This window comes from Sunxiuqinia sp. (assembly GCF_055140945.1).
In genome coordinates this window covers 43,577-64,547 of the sequence record NZ_JBSQYS010000011.1, presented here as the reverse complement: position 1 = coordinate 64,547, position 20,971 = coordinate 43,577, and the positions used below count along the sequence as shown (strand labels likewise).

23 protein-coding genes are annotated in these 20,971 nt (G+C 40.4%); 11 read left to right on the top strand and 12 right to left on the bottom strand.

Going from position 1 to position 20,971, the window contains the following annotated elements; translation table 11 throughout:
• Position 1: 1 nt before the first annotated feature.
• On the bottom strand, positions 2-379 hold the full coding sequence (rsfS, locus tag ACTB00_RS07195; protein ID WP_463299234.1) for a ribosome silencing factor: 378 nt from the start codon (positions 377-379) through the stop codon (positions 2-4).
• A 216-nt stretch (positions 380-595) separates the two neighbouring features.
• Between rsfS and ACTB00_RS07190 the strand changes: the two genes are divergently transcribed.
• The 3 genes from ACTB00_RS07190 to ACTB00_RS07180 all read left to right on the top strand — a co-directional run bounded on the left by ACTB00_RS07190 (position 596) and on the right by ACTB00_RS07180 (position 2,872).
• Complete coding sequence (locus ACTB00_RS07190) at positions 596-1,339, top strand: biotin--[acetyl-CoA-carboxylase] ligase (RefSeq protein WP_463299233.1); 744 nt, start codon at positions 596-598, stop codon at positions 1,337-1,339.
• Positions 1,340-1,537: 198 nt separating this feature from the next.
• Positions 1,538-2,350: a ZIP family metal transporter gene (locus ACTB00_RS07185; RefSeq protein WP_463299232.1), complete on the top strand. Its 813-nt coding sequence runs from the start codon at positions 1,538-1,540 to the stop codon at positions 2,348-2,350.
• Between the two features lie 108 nt (positions 2,351-2,458).
• Positions 2,459-2,872, top strand: a complete 414-nt coding sequence (locus ACTB00_RS07180) for a lipocalin-like domain-containing protein (protein ID WP_463299231.1) — start codon at positions 2,459-2,461, stop codon at positions 2,870-2,872.
• Here the strand turns inward: ACTB00_RS07180 and ACTB00_RS07175 are convergent.
• Genes ACTB00_RS07175 through ACTB00_RS07165 form a run of 3 tightly spaced genes read right to left on the bottom strand, consistent with a single transcriptional unit; the run spans position 2,869 to position 4,129 of the window.
• Positions 2,869-3,210: a hypothetical protein gene (locus tag ACTB00_RS07175; protein ID WP_463299230.1), complete on the bottom strand. Its 342-nt coding sequence runs from the start codon at positions 3,208-3,210 to the stop codon at positions 2,869-2,871. The genes ACTB00_RS07180 and ACTB00_RS07175 overlap by 4 nt on opposite strands.
• A 1-nt stretch (position 3,211) precedes the next feature.
• Positions 3,212-3,760, bottom strand: coding sequence for an RNA polymerase sigma factor (locus ACTB00_RS07170; protein ID WP_463299229.1), 549 nt, complete (start codon positions 3,758-3,760; stop codon positions 3,212-3,214).
• A 9-nt stretch (positions 3,761-3,769) separates the two neighbouring features.
• Positions 3,770-4,129 carry a DUF6249 domain-containing protein gene (locus ACTB00_RS07165; RefSeq protein ID WP_463299228.1) on the bottom strand — a complete coding sequence of 120 codons (360 nt, stop codon included), beginning with the start codon at positions 4,127-4,129 and terminating at the stop codon, positions 3,770-3,772.
• 427 nt (positions 4,130-4,556) lie between these two features.
• On the opposite strand from ACTB00_RS07165, the gene ACTB00_RS07160 reads away from it, so the two are divergent.
• From ACTB00_RS07160 to ACTB00_RS07130, 7 genes are all read left to right on the top strand, one after another.
• Positions 4,557-6,059 carry a 2-isopropylmalate synthase gene (locus ACTB00_RS07160; RefSeq protein WP_463299227.1) on the top strand — a complete coding sequence of 501 codons (1,503 nt, stop codon included), beginning with the start codon at positions 4,557-4,559 and terminating at the stop codon, positions 6,057-6,059.
• Positions 6,060-6,091: 32 nt separating this feature from the next.
• Positions 6,092-7,492 carry a 3-isopropylmalate dehydratase large subunit gene (leuC, locus tag ACTB00_RS07155; protein ID WP_463299226.1) on the top strand — a complete coding sequence of 467 codons (1,401 nt, stop codon included), beginning with the start codon at positions 6,092-6,094 and terminating at the stop codon, positions 7,490-7,492.
• Positions 7,493-7,534: 42 nt separating this feature from the next.
• Positions 7,535-8,122, top strand: coding sequence for a 3-isopropylmalate dehydratase small subunit (leuD, locus tag ACTB00_RS07150; protein WP_463299225.1), 588 nt, complete (start codon positions 7,535-7,537; stop codon positions 8,120-8,122).
• 7 nt (positions 8,123-8,129) lie between these two features.
• On the top strand, positions 8,130-9,674 hold the full coding sequence (locus ACTB00_RS07145; RefSeq protein ID WP_463299224.1) for an alpha-isopropylmalate synthase regulatory domain-containing protein: 1,545 nt from the start codon (positions 8,130-8,132) through the stop codon (positions 9,672-9,674).
• 12 nt (positions 9,675-9,686) lie between these two features.
• Entirely contained in the window at positions 9,687-10,184 is a 498-nt protein-coding gene (locus tag ACTB00_RS07140; RefSeq protein ID WP_463299223.1) for a hypothetical protein, read from the top strand.
• Positions 10,185-10,198: 14 nt separating this feature from the next.
• The gene (leuB, locus tag ACTB00_RS07135) at positions 10,199-11,263 is read left to right on the top strand and encodes a 3-isopropylmalate dehydrogenase (RefSeq protein WP_463299222.1); all 1,065 of its coding nucleotides are present in this window, start codon (positions 10,199-10,201) and stop codon (positions 11,261-11,263) included.
• A gap of 127 nt (positions 11,264-11,390) precedes the next feature.
• Entirely contained in the window at positions 11,391-12,056 is a 666-nt protein-coding gene (locus ACTB00_RS07130) for a 3-keto-disaccharide hydrolase (protein ID WP_463299221.1), read from the top strand.
• Between the two features lie 104 nt (positions 12,057-12,160).
• On the opposite strand, the gene ACTB00_RS07125 is transcribed toward ACTB00_RS07130, so the two are convergent.
• The 3 genes from ACTB00_RS07125 to ACTB00_RS07115 form a co-directional block, all read right to left on the bottom strand.
• Complete coding sequence (locus ACTB00_RS07125; protein WP_321289320.1) at positions 12,161-12,613, bottom strand: cold shock domain-containing protein; 453 nt, start codon at positions 12,611-12,613, stop codon at positions 12,161-12,163.
• Between the two features lie 279 nt (positions 12,614-12,892).
• Entirely contained in the window at positions 12,893-13,660 is a 768-nt protein-coding gene (gene rluF, locus ACTB00_RS07120) for a 23S rRNA pseudouridine(2604) synthase RluF (RefSeq protein WP_463299220.1), read from the bottom strand.
• 94 nt (positions 13,661-13,754) lie between these two features.
• A complete protein-coding gene (locus tag ACTB00_RS07115; protein ID WP_463299219.1) occupies positions 13,755-14,753 on the bottom strand; it encodes a YhdH/YhfP family quinone oxidoreductase in 999 nt (332 codons plus the stop codon).
• 209 nt (positions 14,754-14,962) lie between these two features.
• Between ACTB00_RS07115 and ACTB00_RS07110 the strand changes: the two genes are divergently transcribed.
• Positions 14,963-17,932, top strand: coding sequence for a glycosyltransferase family 117 protein (locus tag ACTB00_RS07110; protein WP_463299218.1), 2,970 nt, complete (start codon positions 14,963-14,965; stop codon positions 17,930-17,932).
• A gap of 90 nt (positions 17,933-18,022) precedes the next feature.
• Here the strand turns inward: ACTB00_RS07110 and ACTB00_RS07105 are convergent, their stop codons facing one another.
• From ACTB00_RS07105 to ACTB00_RS07085, 5 genes are all read right to left on the bottom strand, one after another.
• On the bottom strand, positions 18,023-18,370 hold the full coding sequence (locus ACTB00_RS07105) for a hypothetical protein (protein WP_463299217.1): 348 nt from the start codon (positions 18,368-18,370) through the stop codon (positions 18,023-18,025).
• Positions 18,371-18,381: 11 nt separating this feature from the next.
• Entirely contained in the window at positions 18,382-18,945 is a 564-nt protein-coding gene (locus ACTB00_RS07100; protein WP_463299216.1) for an RNA polymerase sigma factor, read from the bottom strand.
• On the bottom strand, positions 18,921-19,157 hold the full coding sequence (locus ACTB00_RS07095) for a DUF3098 domain-containing protein (protein WP_463299215.1): 237 nt from the start codon (positions 19,155-19,157) through the stop codon (positions 18,921-18,923). The genes ACTB00_RS07100 and ACTB00_RS07095 overlap by 25 nt, the downstream gene beginning before the upstream one ends.
• A 191-nt stretch (positions 19,158-19,348) precedes the next feature.
• A complete protein-coding gene (locus ACTB00_RS07090) occupies positions 19,349-19,558 on the bottom strand; it encodes a copper homeostasis protein CutC (protein ID WP_463299289.1) in 210 nt (69 codons plus the stop codon).
• Between the two features lie 29 nt (positions 19,559-19,587).
• Positions 19,588-20,883, bottom strand: coding sequence for a BaiN/RdsA family NAD(P)/FAD-dependent oxidoreductase (locus ACTB00_RS07085; protein ID WP_463299214.1), 1,296 nt, complete (start codon positions 20,881-20,883; stop codon positions 19,588-19,590).
• Positions 20,884-20,971: the final 88 nt, after the last annotated feature.

The following is a 20,971-nucleotide window of genomic DNA, read 5'->3' as shown; positions in this document are numbered from 1 at the left end:
TCTAATTTTCTGTTTGTATTTTTTCTGTGGCTGCATCAGCCCAAAGGTTTTCTAAATTATAATGTTTTCGAGTTTCATGTTGAAATACGTGTACCATGACATCTGCATAGTCTAACAAAACCCAAACTGAGTTTTGGTAACCATCCTTGTGCCAGGCTTTTTCTCCTACCATCTCTTCAACTGTTTTTTCTACTGAACGTGCAATAGCATCAACTTGGGTGGTTGAGTTCCCATGACATATGATGAAGTAATTACATTCCGAATGATTTATTTTTGTCAAGTCTATTTTCACAATGTCTTTCCCCTTGATCTTATGAATCCCTTCAAGAATAGCGTTTAACAGCTGTCGACTATCTTTTCCTATTGGCGTTTTCTGCATAGATTTATTTTAGAACTACAAAGATAAATTTTTTCACTTATTTTGACGATTTTAAATGCATTAGGTAACAACCTGAAATAAGCATCAATACAGTAACGATTTTAAATTCCGATTGTTCTTTATTCAGATTCAGGTGTTACTTTTTATTTAAAAATCGGAAACGCTTGAAAATCTATAAAATAGCTTATTTTAAAATGCGAATTAATTTTTTGAACTATGTGTCAGTATATCGGTAAAACCATCGTTAAAGTAGATCGAACCGAGAGTACCAATAACTATGCCATCGGTCAAGTGTATGAAAATGAAGTAGAAGAGGGGACTGTCTTTTTGGCACATGACCAAACTGCCGGACGTGGGCACTTTGCAAATAAGTGGGAAAGTGAAGCTGGAAAAAACCTGACCTTTTCAATTTTTATTCAGCCTGCTTTTTTGCCAGTTTACCAAACATTTATGCTCTCAAAGGTTGTTTGCCTTGGAATTGAAAACTGTTTGAGTAAATTTATTGACGACGTAAAAATAAAGTGGCCCAATGATATCTATGTAAATGATCGAAAAGCGTGTGGCATTTTAATTGAAAATGGAATTATGAATAGCCAAATTCGGCAGAGTGTTATTGGTGTTGGACTAAATGTCAATCAAGCTCGCTTTTACTCTGATGCCTCTAATCCGGTGTCGTTAAAACTTATTTCAGGAGAGACCTACGATTTAGATGCGCTTTTGAAGGAGGTTCTTCAATCGATCGATTATTATTATGCGCAGTTGGTTGCGGGAAAGTTTGAATACCTCGATCAGGAGTTTCATGACCGACTATATCGATTTGATGAATGGCACGCTTTCAAGGATGAAAATCACCATTACACAGGGAAAATTACAGGAGTAAATGAGATTGGGCAACTCAGGATACAAGAGAAAGATGGGCCAATGCACGAGTATCATTTTAAGGAAGTGGTATATCTGTAGCATGATTGCACCGACATTTACTTAAGATGATTATTAGCGGATACAGAATTTGGGTAGTTTCATTGAACAAGGACATAGTGGACACCGTTATTTTTTTTATAATTTCATCTCGCCGGAATAATAGACATTGACTTGTCGTTTTTTATCCGACTTATTTTTTTTGATGAAAATTGATACAGAATATAATAAAGACAAAATATGTACTCTTGGTTTGTTGAATTGAGTCCGATCACACAAGCTTTGCTTGCAACATTATTTACTTGGTTTGTAACAGCACTTGGAGCTGCGATGGTTTTTTTCTTCAAAAAAATTAATCGGAAAGTATTGGATGGAATGCTTGGATTTGCAGCAGGAGTGATGATTGCTGCCAGCTTTTGGTCCTTGCTTGCCCCAGCTATTGAGTTGGCGGAAGAAACCACAAATTCACCATGGATCCCAGCAGTAATTGGCTTTTTGTCCGGAGGAGCTTTTTTATGGCTAGCCGACCAGTATCTCCCACACCTTCACCTTGGGTTTCCGAAAGAAGAAGCCGAAGGGATACCAACATCGTGGCGTCGGAGTGTGCTGCTGGTTATGGCAATTACCTTGCACAATATTCCCGAGGGACTGGCAGTAGGTGTGGCTTTTGGTGCTGTTGCTGCCGGTATTCCTGCCGCTTCGTTGGCCGGGGCAATTGCATTAGCCATTGGTATTGGCATTCAAAATTTCCCCGAGGGTGCAGCTGTGTCTGTTCCTTTGCGCCGGGAGGGAATGTCGAGAACAAAAAGTTTTATGTACGGACAAGCATCCGGTATTGTTGAGCCCATTGCCGGCGTAATTGGAGCTGCTGCTGTTTTACTGATGCGCCCAATATTGCCATACGCATTATCTTTTGCTGCCGGAGCAATGATTTATGTGGTTGTTGAAGAATTAATTCCCGAGTCACAGTTGGAGAAAAACACTGATATTGCCACAATTGGTGCCATGCTTGGTTTTGCTGTTATGATGACTTTAGATGTTGCTTTGGGCTAATTTTCAATCAAACTTCCTGTAGTAATAAGCTTTTAAACATATTTCCTTTCGTGAACAATTCGAATCATTGAGCGTAACACTATTCAATTTTATTTAAATCAGAAAAGCATGAATAGTGTAATTGTTGGTACCTGGAAGCTTTTATCTTTTGAGCTTCAGAAAGAAAATGGAGAATTGAAATATCCGTTCGGGAAAGATGCAATTGGGTATGTGAATTACACCGCATCGGGTCATTTTTCGGTTCAATATATGCCAAAAGAACAAGATCAGAGCAACTTAAAAGGAATTTCCTATTTCGGCAGTTACGAATACAACCGGGAAAAGGATTATATCATTCATCATGTTGAGGGATCGTTGTTTCCCAATGACGAAGGTTTGGACAAAATACGGAAGGCTCGGTTTAGAGGTAAAAGCCTCAAGTTAACTTGCCCACCAATGAGTTGGGGTTCGGATGAGGATTTGATAGCAACAATCAGTTTTGAAAAACAAGAGGAATTACCTCCGGTTCGAGTCGTTTTTTAGTCTTTTTTTCGCAAGGTCAAGTTCAATAACCAATCAAGCTGGAAAAGAAGTACGAGAGCAATACCAATTTGAAGAAGATAGGCTAGTTTTTTCAGCGGAATTCCAATGAGTTGGTAGTCCATTGTAGAGGTTAGACTTGTAATCAGCAAGCCAAAAAACAAGCCCAGAAAAAAGAAGACCCAGGCAATACGAGTACTTTTTTGGACGGAAGTTTTTTGCTGCTTTTCCTCGTAAATTTTGTCCATCATCCGATCTTCAAAATCCTCGAAAGGCATTTTAAAGGCAGAATGTCTCATCATGTCTTTTATGAATCTGTCTTCTTTTTTTAAATTCTCCATATCAAGTTGCTTTGTATTCGTTTTGCATCAATTGTTCAACAATAGCCAGCATGTTTTTTCTCCCACGGTGGAGGATCACCCGAATATTGGATTCTGACCATCCTGTTTCTTCTGAAACTGTCTTGGCATCTTGTTCTTCCAGATAAAACAAGCGAAGTACCAAACTTTCTTTTGGTGAGAGTCGTTTTAGTGATTCCTGAACCAGAGCAATCTGCTCTTCGGCGCTCAGTCCAACGAAGCTTTCTTCTGTCGGTTCCTGGTCGAAGAAATTATCGGTGTAAAAATGTTCTTTCTTTTCATTCCTTATTCGTTGAAATGCCTCGTTGATAACAATGCGATAAAACCAGGTTATAAAACTCGAACGTCCTTTAAATGACTTAAGATTTCTGAATACTTTAATAAACGACTCCTGGACGACCTCTTCAGCCCAAAACTCATCTTTTACGATTGAGATGGCCACAGTAAAAGCCAGATCCTTGTAGTTAGTTATAAAATACCTGAATCCTTCCGTGTCACCGTTCAATACCTTTTTGATGTAAAGGTCGTCCATTCGTGACTTCTAGTTTTTACTTGGTTTGTCGATGTAGTGCGCAATTACCATAGATATGCCTCCAAATAGAATTATTGATGCTGCTATAACCATGCCGTCTGTTCGCTTTACGAATTGTTCCAGTACCGGGTTCATCATCATTAGTACCGTTAATGTAAAACCAAAGCCAACTCCGGTGATTAGCATCCCCAATTTTAACCAAGGGAACCGAAATCGAAATTCACGTTTGGCATAAATTTCAGAAACATCCTTGTCCCGCTCAATCAGAGCCATTCGTTCTTTATTTCGAGCCTGCAGAAAATAATACCATCCAAAGAAAATACTGGCAAAAAAACCAAGCCAAATTAATGCTAACATCAAGTCTTCCATTGTTTTATTTTTTAAGTTTTGCCCCTTTGATGCAAGCTAGTAAGAAATGTTACAAGAAAAGGCGAGTAATTGCAAAAAAAGACTTTTGGTTTTTTAGAGTGCGGGATATTAAACGGAAAAGAAGAATAATCAGTTTTTTTATAAAACGGATAACTCCATCTTTTTATTAAGAATCGTAAAATAAATGGCGTTTAAATTTTCAGTTTAAAATTAAATTGTCATATTTGCAGGAAATCATTGAACAAATGACACACGTTAGCTCTATTTCTATTCTCGGTATTCTACTCGGTATTCTACTATGGATGCGGTAATGAGAATGGTATGGAGTAACTAATAATAAAAAATAGACATAAAGCCATTCTCAAAAGAGAGTGGCTTTTTTTGTGGCGTAAACAAGAGTAACAGAAAATAAATAAATCATTTCATCATGAGCGACAGATTGTACATTTTTGACACAACCTTGAGGGACGGAGAACAAGTTCCGGGGTGTCAGTTAAACACGGTTGAGAAGATTGAAGTGGCCAAAGCTTTGGAGGAATTGGGTGTCGACGTAATCGAGGCTGGATTTCCAATTTCAAGTCCTGGCGACTTTGAATCAGTAGTCGAAATTTCAAAAGCGGTAACCTGGCCAACGATTTGTGCCCTTACCCGCGCAGTAGAAAAAGACATTGATGTTGCCGCCGAATCCCTCAAATATGCAAAAAAGGGACGGATTCATACCGGAATTGGAACATCACCTTACCATATCTACCATAAACTCAATTCAACTCCTGAAAAAATTCTTGAACGTGCTGTTGCTGCAGTAAAATACGCTAAAAAGTATGTCGAGGATGTGGAGTTTTACGCCGAGGATGCCGGTCGTTCGGATAACGAATATCTGGCTAAAGTCGTTGAAGCAGTTATTAAAGCCGGGGCAACGGTTGTTAATATTCCTGATACAACGGGTTATACCATGCCCTATGAATTTGGTGAAAAAATCAAATACCTGATCGATAATGTTCGTGGTGTTGAGAATGCAATTCTATCAACCCATTGCCATAACGATTTGGGAATGGCAACAGCCAATACAATAGCCGGAGTTATAAATGGAGCTCGTCAGGCTGAAGTAACTATTAACGGAATTGGCGAGCGTGCCGGAAATACATCGTTGGAAGAAGTGGTGATGACCTTAAAGAGCCGTTATCAGGTGTTGGGTCTCGATACGAATATCAATACCAAGAATATCTATAAAACCAGCCGATTGGTTTCGAACTTGATGAATATGCCGGTGCAGCCAAACAAGGCGATTGTGGGGCGTAATGCTTTTGCTCACTCGTCGGGTATTCACCAGGATGGTGTATTGAAGAATCGTGAGAATTATGAAATCATCGATCCCAAAGATGTCGGTATCAATGAATCGTCGATTGTGCTGACTGCCCGAAGTGGACGTGCTGCATTGAAGCACCGTTTGGAAGTGATGGGCTATGAGTTGACCAAAGAGAAGTTGGAAGACGTTTATGAGAAATTTCTGGAGTTGGCTGATAAGAAAAAAGACATCCGTGATGATGATGTTGCTTTATTGGTAGGCGATGCCGAGCAGAAGGAACGTCGCGTAAAACTGGAGTTCTTGCAAGTGGTAACCGGAAAGTCGTTGTTGCCAATGGCTTCCGTTCGAATAAATGTTGCCGGAGAACTATTTGATGCAACAGCATCGGGTAACGGTCCTGTTGATGCAGCGATCAATGCGGTGAAGCAAATTATTCGTCGTCAGGTAACCTTGGAAGAATTTTTGATTCAGGCCATTACTCGTGGAAGCGACGACGTTGGTAAGGTGCATATGGAACTGGACTTTGATGGCGTGAAATTTTTCGGATTCGGAGCTCATACCGATATTATCACAGCATCGGTCGAAGCTTTTATTGATGCCGTAAATAAGATTCCGGTAAAATAATCAAGTATAATTTAACAAAAAACGATAATAAATTGGAAGCAAAAACTTTATTCGACAAAATTTGGGATACTCACGTAGTGAAGCAAGTAGAAGGAGGCCCAAATGTATTGTATATCGATCGTCATTTTATTCATGAAGTGACTAGTCCAGTTGCATTTTTGGGCTTGAAAAACAGAGGATTGAAAGTGTTTCGCCCAGATCAAACTACCGCGACACCAGATCACAATGTTCCAACAATTGATCAGGAGCTGAGTATCAAGGACGAACTTTCGCGTAAGCAGGTAGACATGCTGAAAAGTAACTGCGAAACACATGGTATAACTCATCATGGTTTAGGAAGCGAAGGACACGGAGTTGTTCACATTATTGGGCCTGAAATGGGCTTAACACAACCTGGTATGACCATTGTTTGTGGCGATAGTCATACTTCTACGCACGGAGCTTTTGGAGCAATTGCTTTTGGAATTGGTACCAGCGAGGTGGAAATGGTGTTGGCCAGTCAGTGTATCATGCAGCCAAAGCCAAAGAAGATGCGTGTTACAGTTGATGGAGAACTGAGTAAAGGTGTAACGTCAAAAGATATCGCACTTTACATTATCTCGCAAATCTCTACCAGTGGTGGAACAGGTCATTTTATTGAATATGCAGGATCAGCGATTACCAGCCTGAGCATGGAAGCGCGGATGACACTTTGTAATTTGAGTATTGAATGCGGTGCTCGTGGTGGAATGATTGCTCCGGACGAAACGACATTCGAATATGTAAAAGGACGTGAGTTCGCTCCAAAGGGAGAAGAATGGGATAAAACGCTTGCCTATTGGAAAACGTTGAAGTCTGATGACGGAGCGAAATTTGATACGGAGTATCATTTTGATGCGGCGGACATTGAGCCCATGATAACCTATGGAACAAATCCGGGAATGGGAATCGGAATTACTCAGTCAATTCCTACTGGTAGCGAAATGGAAGGAACTGATAAAACAACTTTCCTGAAGTCGTTGAAGTACATGGATTACCAACCGGGAGATGCAATGACAGGCAAAAAGGTGGATTACGTATTTCTTGGAAGTTGTACCAATGGTCGTATTGAAGATTTCAGAGCTTTTGCTGAATTTGTAAAAGGGAAGAAAAAAGCCGACAATGTTAATGTTTGGTTGGTTCCGGGCTCACAAGCCGTTGAAAAACAGATTCTTGCTGAAGGACTGGATCAAATTTTCGAAGATGCAGGGATGGCGCTTCGTCAGCCCGGTTGTTCGGCATGTTTGGCAATGAATGATGATAAAATTCCGGAAGGAAAATACGCGGTATCTACGTCAAACCGAAATTTTGAAGGCCGTCAGGGGCCAGGTGCCCGCACGATGTTGGCCAGTCCATTGACAGCAGCCGCCGTTGCAGTAACCGGAGTGATAACAGACCCACGGGAATTGATGTAATCGAAAGTGGGCTTTCATTAATTTTAAAATTCAAAAGATAAAATGGCATACGATAAATTTGTAACATTAACTTCTACGGCAGTTCCGTTGCCTGTGGAGAATGTGGACACCGACCAGATAATACCAGCGCGATTTTTAAAAGCTGTGGAGCGTAAAGGATTTGGCGATAATCTGTTTCGCGATTGGCGATACGACAAGTCAAATCAGCCAATAACTGACTTCCCGTTGAACGACACTAAGTACACCGGAAAAATATTAGTTGGAGGTAAAAACTTCGGAAGTGGATCGAGCCGTGAGCATGCTGCATGGGCGATTTACGATTTTGGTTTCCGGGTAGTTGTCTCCAGCTTTTTTGCTGATATTTTTAAGGGCAATGCTCTGAATAACGGGCTGTTGCCGGTTGTTGTTACTCCAGCTTTTTTGGAGAAAATATTTAAAGCAATTGAAAGTGATCCATCCACCGAATTTGAAGTGGATTTGGAGAAACAAAAATTTACCCTGCTGGCTACCGGGGAGGCTGAAGAATTTGAAATCAATCCATATAAAAAACACTGTTTGCAAAATGGATTGGATGATATAGATTTTCTTGTTGACTCGAAAGAAGATATCGAAGCATTTGAAAATAAATAAACGCGTAATGACGGGAAAAATGGTTGAAGTAAAAGACCAGGAACTTAGTATAATGGACACAACCTTGAGGGATGGAGAACAGACTTCGGGGGTGTCGTTCACGGATACTGAAAAGTTAAGTGTCGCAAAAGTGCTGTTGGAAAGTGTAAAAGTTGATCGTATTGAAATTGCGTCAGCTCGTGTTTCTGAAGGCGAATTTGAAGCAGCCCGTCGGATTATGGTTTGGGCTAGTCAACTTGGCTATCTTAATCGCGTTGAGATTTTGGGCTTTGTAGATGGGAAAATCTCACTGGACTGGATTGACAGGGCAGGGGGAAAGGTGATTAATCTACTGTGTAAAGGATCTTACAAACATGTCAGCCAACAGCTGAGAAAGACACCGGAAGAACATATTGCAGATATTCAAAAATCGGTAGATTACGCTGACGAATTGGGTATTGCAGTAAATGTTTATTTGGAGGACTGGTCAAATGGAATGAGAAACTCTAAGGATTATGTGCACTTCATGGTCGGCAAGTTGAAAGAAATGAAAATTCAACGCATTATGTTGCCGGATACTCTTGGGATTTTAGATCCGGATGAAACATACATCTATTGTAAGGAAATGATTGAATCGTTCCCCGATGTTGACTTTGATTTTCATGCACACAACGATTATGACTTAGCAATTGCAAATGTTTTTCACGCGATTAAAGCTGGTATCCGCTGTGTACACACAACCGTAAATGGGCTAGGAGAGCGCGCAGGAAATGCACCTCTTTCAAGTGTGATTGCAACAATTAAAGATCACCTGAAAATGGAAACGAAGGTGAACGAAAGCATGTTAAACCGGGTTTCAAAATTGGTAGAGACTTTTTCAGGAATCAGAATTCCAACCAACAAACCATTAATCGGGGAGTTTGTATTTACCCAGTGTAGTGGAGTGCATGCCGACGGTGATAATAAGAATAATTTGTACTTCAATGATTTGTTGCCGGAACGGTTTGGACGTACCCGGTCATACGCTCTTGGGAAAACTTCAGGAAAAGCTAACATTAAAGCAAACCTAGAAGACATGGGCATTGAATTGTCGACTGAGGCCCTGAAAATGGTTACGAACCGGATTATTGACCTTGGCGATAAAAAGGAAACCGTAACTGCCGAAGATTTACCGTATATTGTTGCTGACGTTCTTCAAGAGAGTTTAGAACAAAAGATTCTCATCAATAATTATTCGCTGTCGCACGCCATGGGTTTAAAGCCCTCAGCAACGCTCAGCATACAGATTGATGGAAAAACATACGAATCAACTGAGTCGGGAGATGGTCAGTATGATGCTTTTATGAATGCATTGAAAAACATCTATCGTCGGTTGAAAAAGCCGTTCCCAAAATTATTGGATTACAGCGTAACAATTCCTCCGGGAGGAAAAACTGACGCATTAGTAGAATCGGTAATTATCTGGCAGCTCGATCGGGAGTTTAAAACCCGGGGGCTGGATTCTGATCAAACGGCAGCAGCTATTAAAGCTACAACTCGTATGTTGAATTTATTGGAGCATACGAACACTTAAAAAATAAGCCCCATGACCAGATTCTCCAAACAAGGGAAAATTCATTTTCCTAAAAACAAATTCTTTCGTCCACAAAGACGATCAGCTAACATTAAAGAAACTGTTATTATTGAAAAATGCTACTGTCCGAATGGACATTCGCTACTTGATGAAAACAGTAAATTTAGTGACCACCCCGGAATTAAAGTTAAGGTGATAAGAAATGGGGGAGATGAAGGCTTTTTAGTTTTAAGCCCTAAATTTGGAGATTACTCCAAAATGAGTATTGATATCACATTCAAAAATGGCGATTTGCTTGAAATGTTTTGCCCGGAATGCCATGTGAAAATTCCAATTTATTCAAGCTGTTACATATGCCACAATCATATGTTGACACTTTTTACGACCAAAGATAACTCCTATCAGCATTGTGTGGGAGTATGTCAAAAAGTAGGATGTCATAACTCAAAAATGGTTGAAAATGAACGATTGATATCAGTTATCAGATCTGGTATAAATAGGAATAATTAACAGAATAAATAAAAATGAAATTGAATCTTGCGGTTCTCCCTGGAGACGGAATCGGTCCTGAAATAACAGAGCAGGCCATGAAAGCGGTGAAAGCCGTTGCAGTAAAATTTAATCACGAATTAGAATACAAATACGCTTTAACCGGAGCAACGGCCATCGATAAAGTTGGTGAGCCTTATCCAGATGACACACACGAATTGTGTATGCAATCTGATGCGGTGCTGTTCGGAGCGATTGGTGATCCAAAGTACGACAATAACCCCAAAGCAACGGTGCGTCCGGAACAAGGCTTGTTGTTGATGCGTAAAAAATTGGGTTTGTACGCCAATATTCGGCCGGTTGAAACTTTCGAGTCGCTATTGCACAAATCACCGCTTCGTCGCGAGTTGGTTGAAGGAGCCAATTTTGTGGCTATTCGTGAGTTGACCGGAGGTATTTATTTTGGTGAAAAGGGCCGTAAAGATGATGGAAACACAGCTTTCGATACCTGTACTTATACCCGTGCCGAAATTGAACGGATTTTGAAGTTAGGCTATGAGTTTGCCTTGAAACGTAACAAAAAGTTGACCGTTGTAGATAAAGCCAATGTATTGGAAAGCTCACGTTTGTGGCGCGAGGTTGCCCAGGAGATGGCACCCAACTATCCGGATGTAAAAACCGAATACATGTTTGTTGATAATGCTGCCATGCAGATTATTCAATGGCCTAAAAACTTTGATGTGATGGTTACCGAAAACATGTTTGGTGATATACTGACAGACGAAGCCAGTGTAATTACCGGCTCTCTTGGTCTGCTTCCATCTGCATCTATAGGGATCCATACTTCGGTATTTGAACCTATTCATGGTTCGTACCCACAAGCTGCCGGAAAAGATATTGCAAATCCCATTGCAACCATCCTCTCTGCAGCGATGATGTTCGAATATGCTTTCAACCTGATGGATGAAGGAAAATTGATTCGCGATGCAGTTAACGCTTCGTTGGCTGAGAAAGTTGTTACCGAAGATATTGCTGAAGGTAAAGCGTTCAAAACTTCGGAAGTTGGCGATTGGATTGCTAACTATATTGGCAAAGCATAAATTATAAAATACACGAAATAACAAGAGAGGCTTTCCAATTTGGAAAGCCTCTCTTGTTTAAAACAATTTTAGTTCCTGAGGGTTCTTTTGTATAGTTTTACAATTCTAAACTACTAAAAATTAAACCATGAGAAACTTGAAAGCTGTGTTGACAGCATTGTTTTTATTTCTAGCATTTGCATCCTTTGCGCAACAAAAGGGTTGGGTGACTTTGTTTAACGGTGAAAATCTTGATGGCTGGATCCAAAAAAATGGTCAGGCAACCTATATAGTTGAAGACGGGATGATCGTTGGAACAACAACTAAAGACAGTCCTAACTCATTTCTATGTACGCAAAAGGACTATGGCAATTTTGAATTGGAATTCGATGTAAAATTATTGGATAATGAATTGAATTCCGGCGTACAAATCCGTTCAACGACAAAAGAACCAGAAGGAGACGAGAAGTTTGGTCGGGTTAATGGCCCACAGGTTGAAATTGAAGCCAGCGGCGAAAAAGGAGCAGAGGCCGGCTATATTTATGGCGAAGCTTGTGGTGGATGGATGACTCCCAAAGAAGAACTAATCCCTCATAAAACGTTTAGAGATGGAGCGTGGAATACCTATCGGATTGTTGCAAATGGGGCAAGAATTCAAACATGGATTAATGGAGAACCAATTTCAGACTTGGTTGACAAAGAGAAATTTGAATCTCATCCGAAAGGATTTATTGGCTTGCAGGTTCATGGTGTTGGGCAGCGCGGACCGTTTCAGGTAGCTTGGAAAAATATCAAGCTAAAGGAACTGGAATAACGAATTTTGGCCAATACAAAAAGGCTTTCTTTTTTACAGAGAAAGCCTTTTTTATATGTTTTCAGAAATTGCTCTTTCCCAAAAAAAAACAGAGCAGGATCTCTTTATTTTATCTGCTTAACTTTTACAGCTGTTGGCCCTTTTTGACCCATTTCTACTTCAAAGCTAACAAGGTTTCCCTCTTTAATTTCTCCTTCTACATTGTTGATGTGTACAAACACACTTTCCTTGGTTTCAGAATCACGAATGAAACCGTATCCTTTGGAGTCGTTAAAAAATGAAACAGTTCCTTTTCTTACCGGATCTTCTTTTGCATTCGGATCAGCTTTGGGAACACTAACTTCGATGTCTTCGATGTTGATTTCTTCTTTTTGTGTCGGATCGGGTGGAGTATCGGTAATATTGCCATTCGCATCAACATAGGCGATCATGTCGTCCAGGCTGTTCGACTTATCGCCGTCCTTTCTGGCTAAGCGTTTCTTCTCTTTTTCTTTTCTCTTCTTTTCTTTTTTATTCCGTACTTCTTTTTTGTTAAATGTTTCTTGAGATCTACCCATAAATTAAAATTCTCCAATTATAAATGTTACTATTTTTTAAGTTTTACTTTAGCAAAACCTCGTTCAGACTTTTACTGTGTAATTTTCCTTTTGTTACAGTAATAACAAGGATTATTTCAGAAGTTTTAAAAATTAGGATCATCCAAAGGGCTGCGGTCTATAAGCGAAGCAACTTGAAATAGTCTTTCGAACCTCAATTTTTGATCTGAAATTTCGGCTAAAGTTACAATTTTATTTGTTTGATTTATAATTTCAGTTTAAAGTTCCTTCGCATGTTATCTAGTTGTGACTTTTCGAACCGCTATCCGGCGTTTCACTTTTGTGGGTTTTAGACGAATCTGCGACCAGTCGATTGATTTCTTTTAACTCATTGTTTGTTAAATAGCGCCATTTTCCAACGGGTGTATCCAATGTAATATTCATAATCCGAATTCGCTGAAGTTCGGTGACATTAAATCCCAGGTATTCGCACATCCGGCGAATTTGCCGATTGAGTCCCTGAGTAAGGATAATGCGGAACGAAAACTTGCCGGTTTTTTCCACAAAACATTTACGGGTTACGGTATCTAGGATCGGAACCCCCATGCTCATCTGCTTAATAAAATCTTTGGTAACTGGTTTATCAACAGCTACCAGATATTCTTTTTCATGATGATTACGTGCTCGTAAAATTTTATTGACGATATCGCCGTCATTAGTCAATAAGATTAAACCTTGGCTAGGCTTGTCTAATCGTCCGATTGGGAAAATGCGTTTGGGGTAGTTGATGTAGTCGATAATGTTATTTTTTTCTACCCTGGTATCGGTTGTACAAACAATACCCACCGGCTTATTAAAGGCGATGTAAACCGGAGAATCATTTGGTGCCGAAATCAATTTGCCATTGACCCGTACTTCGTCGATGGCAGAAACTTTTGTTCCCATTTCCGGGACTTTCCCATTAATTGTAACCCGACCCTCTTCAATCAACTTGTCAGCTGCCCGTCGAGAGCAGTATCCAACTTCGCTTAAGTATTTGTTGATTCGGGTTAAAGATATTTCAGTCATGCAATATCGTTGAAATAATTAACATGTATTTTGATCTGGTATTTGAATAGCTGCACGTGTTTTCGCTATAATCAAGTTGTGTTTGCAGCGCATGTTATTCGTCAATTTTCAAGATTGTTCTTCCTTTTAATTTTCCTTCGAGCATCAATTTGATTTTTCCCTGCAGATCGTCGAGCGTTATTTCAGTACTTGTGTTAGATAACTGCTTTGGTTTCCAGTCTTGTGCAAGCTTTTCCCAGACGATCTCTCTGTATTTCATCGGATAATTCTGCGAATCGATACCTACGAGGGTGACGCCTCGCAGAATAAAAGGGAAAACAGTCAATTCTAATTTGGGTGAGGCCACGTTGCCACAACAGGTCACAGCTCCCATCGGCTTTGTCAACTTAATGACGTTCTCCAATATCACTCCGCCTACGGTATCAATTCCTCCGGCATACATGGGCTTCAATAACGGTTTCCGATCTAAGTTCTCAAACTCCTGTCGCAGGATTACTTCTTTTGCTCCTAATTTGTGTAAGTAGTCTCGTTCGTTTTCCTTTCCGGTAATGGCGACCACTTCATAAGCTAATTTGCTCAAAATCGATACACTTAGTGCTCCCACACCTCCGGTAGCGCCCGAAACAATAATCTTTCCATCTTCAGGTTTAACTAATTCCGTGAGACGATGTACTGACATGCCAGCTGTTAAGCCAGCTGTTCCGTATATCATGGCCTCTTTCATCGATAGGTTTTCGGGTAGCTTTACTGCCCAATCTGAGGGAACTTGAATGTATTCACCAAATCCACCATTGGTATTCATCCCCAAGTCATAACTCGTAACAATTACTTGATCACCTGTTTTGAAAGAAGCGTTGTCTGAATCTGCAATTGTTCCAACGGCATCAATCCCGGGGGTGTGTGGGTAATTTTTGGTTACTCCTTTGTTACCGGATGCTGAAAGTGCATCTTTATAATTTAATGAGCTGTATTGCACCTTGACACGTATTTCATCCTTATTTAAAGGTTCAAAGGGCATTTCTTGAATTGAACCAAGATAATTGCCGTTTTCTTCTTTCACTCGAAAGGCTTTAAATTTTGATTGGTCGTCCATCGTTTTCTCCGTTATTATTCATGTGCAAATATCAAAACAAATAAAATCTAAAACAAAAACTAATAGTTTATCATTCAATCGCAGCCAAGGGATTGCACTGCTGCACGATTAAATGAATGGCCTTTTTTTAGGACGAACACTTAGGTTAATGTTCGTTCGGTTGTTGAACCTTTCCAATTTGGCGTGTATCAATAGGAAAACAAACCGCCATGAATTATCAAAAATCTAAAATGCTCCTCGGATGGACTGTTTTCCTGATTTCTCTGCTTGTTTACGGATTAACCATTGAACCCACCTTGAGTTTGTGGGACTGTGGCGAATTTTTGGTTTCGGCCTATAAACTTGAAATTTGCCATGCGCCGGGAGCCCCTTTGTTTATGCTGTTGGGGCGGGTGTTCTCACTGCTCAGTTTTGGAGATGTGGAGCGAGTAGCCTTGCTGATCAACTGGGTGTCGGCTTTATCAAGTGCCGGAACAGTGATGCTGTTGTTTTGGATTTCAGCTTGGCTGATGGAGAAGTTTACACTAGAAAACCGCGCGGCAGTTTTGTTGGCTTCGGCAGTTGGTGCCTTAACATTTGCTTTTACCGATTCCTTTTGGTTTTCGGCGGTTGAAGCCGAAGTTTACGCTTTGTCATCCTTGTTTGTAGCTTTAGTTTTATGGGCTGCTACCCGCTGGGAACGCGAAGCCGACCAGCCAACTGCAAATCGTTGGATTTTGCTGATTTTCTTTTTCACAGGCTTGTCCATTGGCGTGCACTTGCTCAATTTGCTGGTGTTACCAACAGTGGCATTAATCATCTATTTTAAAAAGTATCGTTCTTCGCTAAAAGGGATATTCTTCGTTTTGGCAGGCTCTGGTTTGTTCATCATCATTCTCATGAAGGTTTTTATTCCCGGTATTTTTTCACTCGCTGGTCCGGTGGAACTTTTTGCGGTCAATCAACTTGGGTTTCCGGTAAATAGTGGCTTTTATGTTTATGTAATTTTGCTGGCTGCAGCCTTGTCGGCTGGCCTTTTTTATTCGCACAAAAAACAAAAGGCCGGGCTCAATCTGGGCTTACTTTGTGTTTTATTTTTGTTGGTTGGCTACACCTCGTATTTTGTTCCTTTTATTCGTTCTGCCGCCAATCCGCCAGTCGACCAGGGAAACCCCGAAACAACGTTTGAACTGATCAATTACCTGAATCGTGAAAATTATGGTAGCCGCCCTATTCTATATGGCGCAACATACGGTTCAGTTGCACGGTCGTATACCGACCGAACCAGTTATGAGTACGATGGAGAACAGTATTATCCGATTAAGCTAAACCCGGATATTAAGTATGAACCCGGAACAACGAGTTTTTTCCCACGCATGAATAGCAGGGAAGAGCAGCATTTAAAAAGGTGTGCCAAATGGGTTGATTTAAAAGGAAAGAAAGTACATATTCGAACCAAATCGGGTGAGGCAAAGCAAACGACAATACCAACATTTATGGAAAATTTGCAGTATTTCTGGCGCTACCAATTTGGACATATGTATTGGCGTTACCTGATGTGGAACTTTGTTGGCCGACAAAACGATATTCAGGGGTTTGGCGGCGTGGAGAATGGCAACTGGCAATCTGGTATATCCTGGATTGATCAGGCTCGATTGGGAGATTTATCAACTTACCCGAAAGAACTTCAGCAAAACAAAGCACACAATAGCTATTTCTTTTTGCCTTTGTTGTTGGGCTTGGTTGGCCTGTTTTTTCATTATCGAAAAGATAAACAGACCTTTCTGGAAATGATCTTACTTTTTGGGATCATGAGCATTGGCTTGGTTGTTTACCTCAATGAAATTCCAATTACACCGCGGGAACGTGACTACGTTTATGTGGGTTCCTTTTTCGTTTTTAGCTTGTGGGTTGGAGTAGGCGCATTCGCTTTTTTCGTTTTTTTGAAAGAAAGATTTCGAACTAATTCTGCGTTGGTCATAGTTGGACTGATAACAATGGCCGCCGGTCCGGGCATTTTGTTGCAACAAAACTACGATGATCATGATCGTTCGGGCAGATATACAGCACGTGATTTGGCCCGGAATTATCTGGAATGTTGCGAGCCCAATGCCATTTTATTTACACATGCCGACAATGACACCTATCCGTTGTGGTATTGTCAAGAAGTGGAAGGGATTCGGCAGGATGTGCGCATTGTGGTCATGCCCTATTTAAATGCGGGGTGGTACATGAAACAAATTCATCACAAAATATACGAAAATGAAGGAGTGAAATTGACCATTCCGGTGGAAAAGTATAGCAAAGGTGAAGTTGATTATTTGCCAATTGTACCGCGAATCAGCAAAGAGCAGGCTATTGATAAGGTGCTGGATTTTGTGGCAAACGACAGTTCTCAAACCAAGGTTAGGTTACAGTCGGGCGAGCGGGTTAATTTCATTCCCGTTTCAGAAATGTATTTGCCTGTGGGTGATAACAGGATTCCAATTGGAACCGACAAGAAATACCTCATGCGAAATGAGTTGGCCTTCTGGGATATTTTGAGTTCGAATGCAGCTGAGCGTCCCATTTGTTTTACTTCGATTTCCGATGCTATCGAATACGGATTGCAGGATCACCTGAGTTATGACGGATTGGTGTACCGATTGGTGCCTGACTACCAGAAAAGTAATTCAGTAATTGATACCGGGATTGTAGATACTGATCGCTTGTATACCAACTTGATGAAGAAATGTAATTGGGAAAACATGGAAGATGCTGACGTGTATTTCGACTGGCACCATCGACGTTTGTTTGCCTCGGCACAAATTAGACTTTCTTTTTATCGACTGGCTCAAGCTTTGGTTAATGAGAATAGAAATGAGGAAGCACTCGAAGTAATCAATAAATCCCGGGAGATTATATCGTTTCGAAATTGGCCATTGGACTATTACTCCGTTTTAATGAACGATCTGTTTTTCAAAATGGGGGAGAAGCAGGTTGGAGAATCGGACCTAAAGCAGTTGAGCGAAAATTTGGAGGAGTGGATCAATTATTATCTAAATATGGAGAATCCCAAGCGTGTCGGTTTATCGCGCGACCTTCAATTGAAACTTTATTTATATCAGAATTTAGTAAGTAGAGCTGAGGAAAATCAGTTAGCATCATCGCATGATATGAAAGACAAATTGGCGGGATACTTGGCTCTGTTTGATAATTAGCAAGAGTTAAAAACAACATGTCCCTGAAAAACAAAAAGCTCGCCTTATTGAAAAGACGAGCTTTTTGTAATATGTAAGCTTTATTTGTGATTAAAGAACGCGATCGTTTGCTGATTTGGAATCCGTATGAAATAAGGTAGAATCCAAAACTAAATTTTGTTGAACTTGTGTGGAGTCAATTGGTGGAGTGTTTCCATTGGTTGATTTAAGCTCTGGCTTGATCATTACGAAGGCAAAAAGCACAGAGGCTACGACAGCTTTGGCTCCAAGTCCTTGCAACGAAAATATCCATCCGAAGAAACCGCCGAATGAATTTTGTCTGACTTTATTTCGGACTGACTCCAACATAAAAACATAATTAATGCGATATCCCACTTTGGGTGAAGGTTCACCAACATGATCTCGCCGAATCAGTTCTTCTATATGTTTTTCACTCATTGCTTTTGGATTTAAAATTCAATTTCACCTTTTAAGTGCTGAAATTTTTCAGCTAAATACTTTCGCGTGTAAAAAAGCCTCGACTTAACAGTTCCAGGCGCAGTTTCAAGCATTCCTGCGATTTCTTTTATCGGAAATCCCTCGCGGTAGTGCATAATAAATACCGATCGATGCTCCGGACTTAGCGAATCCAGACTTTTGAAAATTGAGTTGACTAATTTTTCTTCCGTAATTGACTCTGGTAAAACAGGGTTTACATGCTTGTCACCGTGATGAGTTTCCTTACGAACTTCCCTGCGGCGGTATTCATTTTTACAAAGGTTATATGCTACCGAAAATACCCAGGTTTTAAATGGGTAAGCAGGATTAAAACGTCCCGGTTTTTCAATAATTTTCAAAAACAGATCTTGTAAAAAATCGTTCGCTTGCGACTCCGAATTCAACATGCGAAAGAAATAATAGTACAGGCAGTCTTTATAGCGCTCATAGAGTTCGTTGAACGCTTCCTGATCGCCGTGTCGGATACTCTGCATCAACTTTTCGTCGCTTTTTATTTTCTTTTCTCTTCCGAACATCTTTTTTTCGGTTGTTTTAAAATCAGAAGAATTAAACTCAAGTACGTTCCAATAATAATTAGCGGGGCCAGGGTGATTCTTCGAAAACTGAAAATGTGTTCATCAAATTTATTGGGTTGATGATTATCCGGTCCGCTCATGAGAACGTAAGCTAAAGTTAGTAAAAGAAGGGCAAAAATTAGGCACAAATACTTCTTCCTGTCGAATAACATATCGCTTGTAATTAGTGTTGTTCTCTACAGTACACGCGAAAATAAGAAGGTTCAATTCAGACGAAGATAAAATGAAAACAGAATTGAATTAACTGATTATCATGAGGCGGGCAGAAGAGCGAAAACCGATACCGAAACGATTATCTTCCAAATATTAGTGCTGCTTCCGGTTAAAAAGAAGAATCTTCGTATTACACAATTTTTTTCCCATGAAATTCATTCGTATGAATCGACTGGTTCAACGAATACAGGTTGTCTTTAGTGACTTTCCCGGCCGCAACGATGGTGATTTTGATCGTTCCGAATGATGGGGTAGTTCCTCCCATAGCTAGGTTTTCGCATAGTTCAATGCGATCAGCTCCAGCTTTTTGAGCGGATAGGGCTTCGGCATAGCTTCCGATACGGGCTTCTTTTAGTAGTATGATGATGATTAATTTTGAGCATGTTCTACTTGAGCTAGTTTTAAGAAAGAACTTGCTGCCAGCCAGGCCGTAGAATAGGCGATTTGTAAATTATAACCACCGGTATTCGCATCCAGATCCATCACTTCTCCAGCAAAAAATAAATTTTTGATGAGTTTTGACTGCATCGTTTTGCCATCAATTTCGGATGTGCTAACTCCTCCTGCTGTAATAATTGCCTCGTTGTATCCTCGGTAGTCAACTACTTCAAAAGGCAGGTTTTTCATCAAAAGCATTATTTTTCGTCGTTCTTTTGAGTTTATCTGATGGCCTTGTTTTTTACCATCGAGTTTCAGGTAATCGAGAAAGACCGGGATCATTTTAGAGGGGAGCCATTCTTTGAAAATATTTTCAATTTGCTTTTTCCCGTTTGAAGCCAAATCACGAATTAACCGGGCATCGAGTTTGTTTTCGTCCAATGCAGGTTTTAGGTCGATCGTAATTTGAACGTTGCTTTTTTTATCCACTTCATCAACAACCAAGCGACTCAGCGTTAAAATAATTGGTCCTGTCAATCCGTAATGCGTGAAGAGCATTTCACCAAATTCATCCTTCACTTTTTTATTGTTGACCCAAACACTGGCGTTTACATTTTTTAGGCTTAAACCTTGTAAATCTGCAGCTAAACTTCCTGAAGTCACTAGTGGAACCAAGGCCGGGCGTGTAGGTTGAATTGAATGTCCAAGCTGGCGAGCTAGTTCGTAGCCGTCTCCTGTTGAACCTGTTGCCGGATAGGATTTGCCTCCTGTGCAAATAATGACAGCCACTCCAGAAATGGTTTCGACTTCTCCTTTTCTGGCAATAGATACTCCTGTTACTGCGTTATTTTCAGTCGTTATCTTTTCTGCTTTCGACGAATAGATTATTTCTACCTGACGTTTTTTCACCCAATTCATTAAAGCATTAAGCACCTCCAAAGCGCTGTTGCTGGTCGGAAAGATGCGTCCCCCCCGCTCAACGGTGGTTTCTACGCCTTCGCTGTTTAGTAGGTTAATAATTTCGCTGGAAAAAAACGCGCCAAATGCTGATTTGAGATATTTGCCGTTCGGAAAAATGTTTTTGAAATAGCTTGATTGATGAGCATCATTACTAATGTTACATCGCCCTTTTCCTGTAATCAGAAGCTTACGCCCTGCCGATTTCATTTTCTCGATTACAAGCACTTTGGCTCCTAATTCGGCTGCTCGTCCTGCAGCAATGAGTCCTGCCGGACCTGCTCCTATTACAATTAAATCGTAAGTCGTGTTGTGTGTTTTTATTGCCATCAATTCAAATTATAAGCCCGTAAAATTAAGCCTTTTCGGTTAACTATAGCAGAAGGACTTTAACTAATGTGAATAGATAACTATTGTA

Coding starts and splice junctions, on each gene's coding strand:
- rsfS (WP_463299234.1), bottom strand. CDS start 379: ATGCAGAAAACGCCAATAGGAAAAGATAGTCGACAGCTGTTAAACGCT.
- ACTB00_RS07190 (WP_463299233.1), top strand. CDS start 596: ATGTGTCAGTATATCGGTAAAACCATCGTTAAAGTAGATCGAACCGAG.
- ACTB00_RS07185 (WP_463299232.1), top strand. CDS start 1,538: ATGTACTCTTGGTTTGTTGAATTGAGTCCGATCACACAAGCTTTGCTT.
- ACTB00_RS07180 (WP_463299231.1), top strand. CDS start 2,459: ATGAATAGTGTAATTGTTGGTACCTGGAAGCTTTTATCTTTTGAGCTT.
- ACTB00_RS07175 (WP_463299230.1), bottom strand. CDS start 3,210: ATGGAGAATTTAAAAAAAGAAGACAGATTCATAAAAGACATGATGAGA.
- ACTB00_RS07170 (WP_463299229.1), bottom strand. CDS start 3,760: ATGGACGACCTTTACATCAAAAAGGTATTGAACGGTGACACGGAAGGA.
- ACTB00_RS07165 (WP_463299228.1), bottom strand. CDS start 4,129: ATGGAAGACTTGATGTTAGCATTAATTTGGCTTGGTTTTTTTGCCAGT.
- ACTB00_RS07160 (WP_463299227.1), top strand. CDS start 4,557: ATGAGCGACAGATTGTACATTTTTGACACAACCTTGAGGGACGGAGAA.
- leuD (WP_463299225.1), top strand. CDS start 7,535: ATGGCATACGATAAATTTGTAACATTAACTTCTACGGCAGTTCCGTTG.
- ACTB00_RS07145 (WP_463299224.1), top strand. CDS start 8,130: ATGACGGGAAAAATGGTTGAAGTAAAAGACCAGGAACTTAGTATAATG.
- ACTB00_RS07140 (WP_463299223.1), top strand. CDS start 9,687: ATGACCAGATTCTCCAAACAAGGGAAAATTCATTTTCCTAAAAACAAA.
- leuB (WP_463299222.1), top strand. CDS start 10,199: ATGAAATTGAATCTTGCGGTTCTCCCTGGAGACGGAATCGGTCCTGAA.
- ACTB00_RS07130 (WP_463299221.1), top strand. CDS start 11,391: ATGAGAAACTTGAAAGCTGTGTTGACAGCATTGTTTTTATTTCTAGCA.
- ACTB00_RS07125 (WP_321289320.1), bottom strand. CDS start 12,613: ATGGGTAGATCTCAAGAAACATTTAACAAAAAAGAAGTACGGAATAAA.
- rluF (WP_463299220.1), bottom strand. CDS start 13,660: ATGACTGAAATATCTTTAACCCGAATCAACAAATACTTAAGCGAAGTT.
- ACTB00_RS07115 (WP_463299219.1), bottom strand. CDS start 14,753: ATGGACGACCAATCAAAATTTAAAGCCTTTCGAGTGAAAGAAGAAAAC.
- ACTB00_RS07110 (WP_463299218.1), top strand. CDS start 14,963: ATGAATTATCAAAAATCTAAAATGCTCCTCGGATGGACTGTTTTCCTG.
- ACTB00_RS07105 (WP_463299217.1), bottom strand. CDS start 18,370: ATGAGTGAAAAACATATAGAAGAACTGATTCGGCGAGATCATGTTGGT.
- ACTB00_RS07100 (WP_463299216.1), bottom strand. CDS start 18,945: ATGTTCGGAAGAGAAAAGAAAATAAAAAGCGACGAAAAGTTGATGCAG.
- ACTB00_RS07095 (WP_463299215.1), bottom strand. CDS start 19,157: ATGTTATTCGACAGGAAGAAGTATTTGTGCCTAATTTTTGCCCTTCTT.
- ACTB00_RS07085 (WP_463299214.1), bottom strand. CDS start 20,883: ATGGCAATAAAAACACACAACACGACTTACGATTTAATTGTAATAGGA.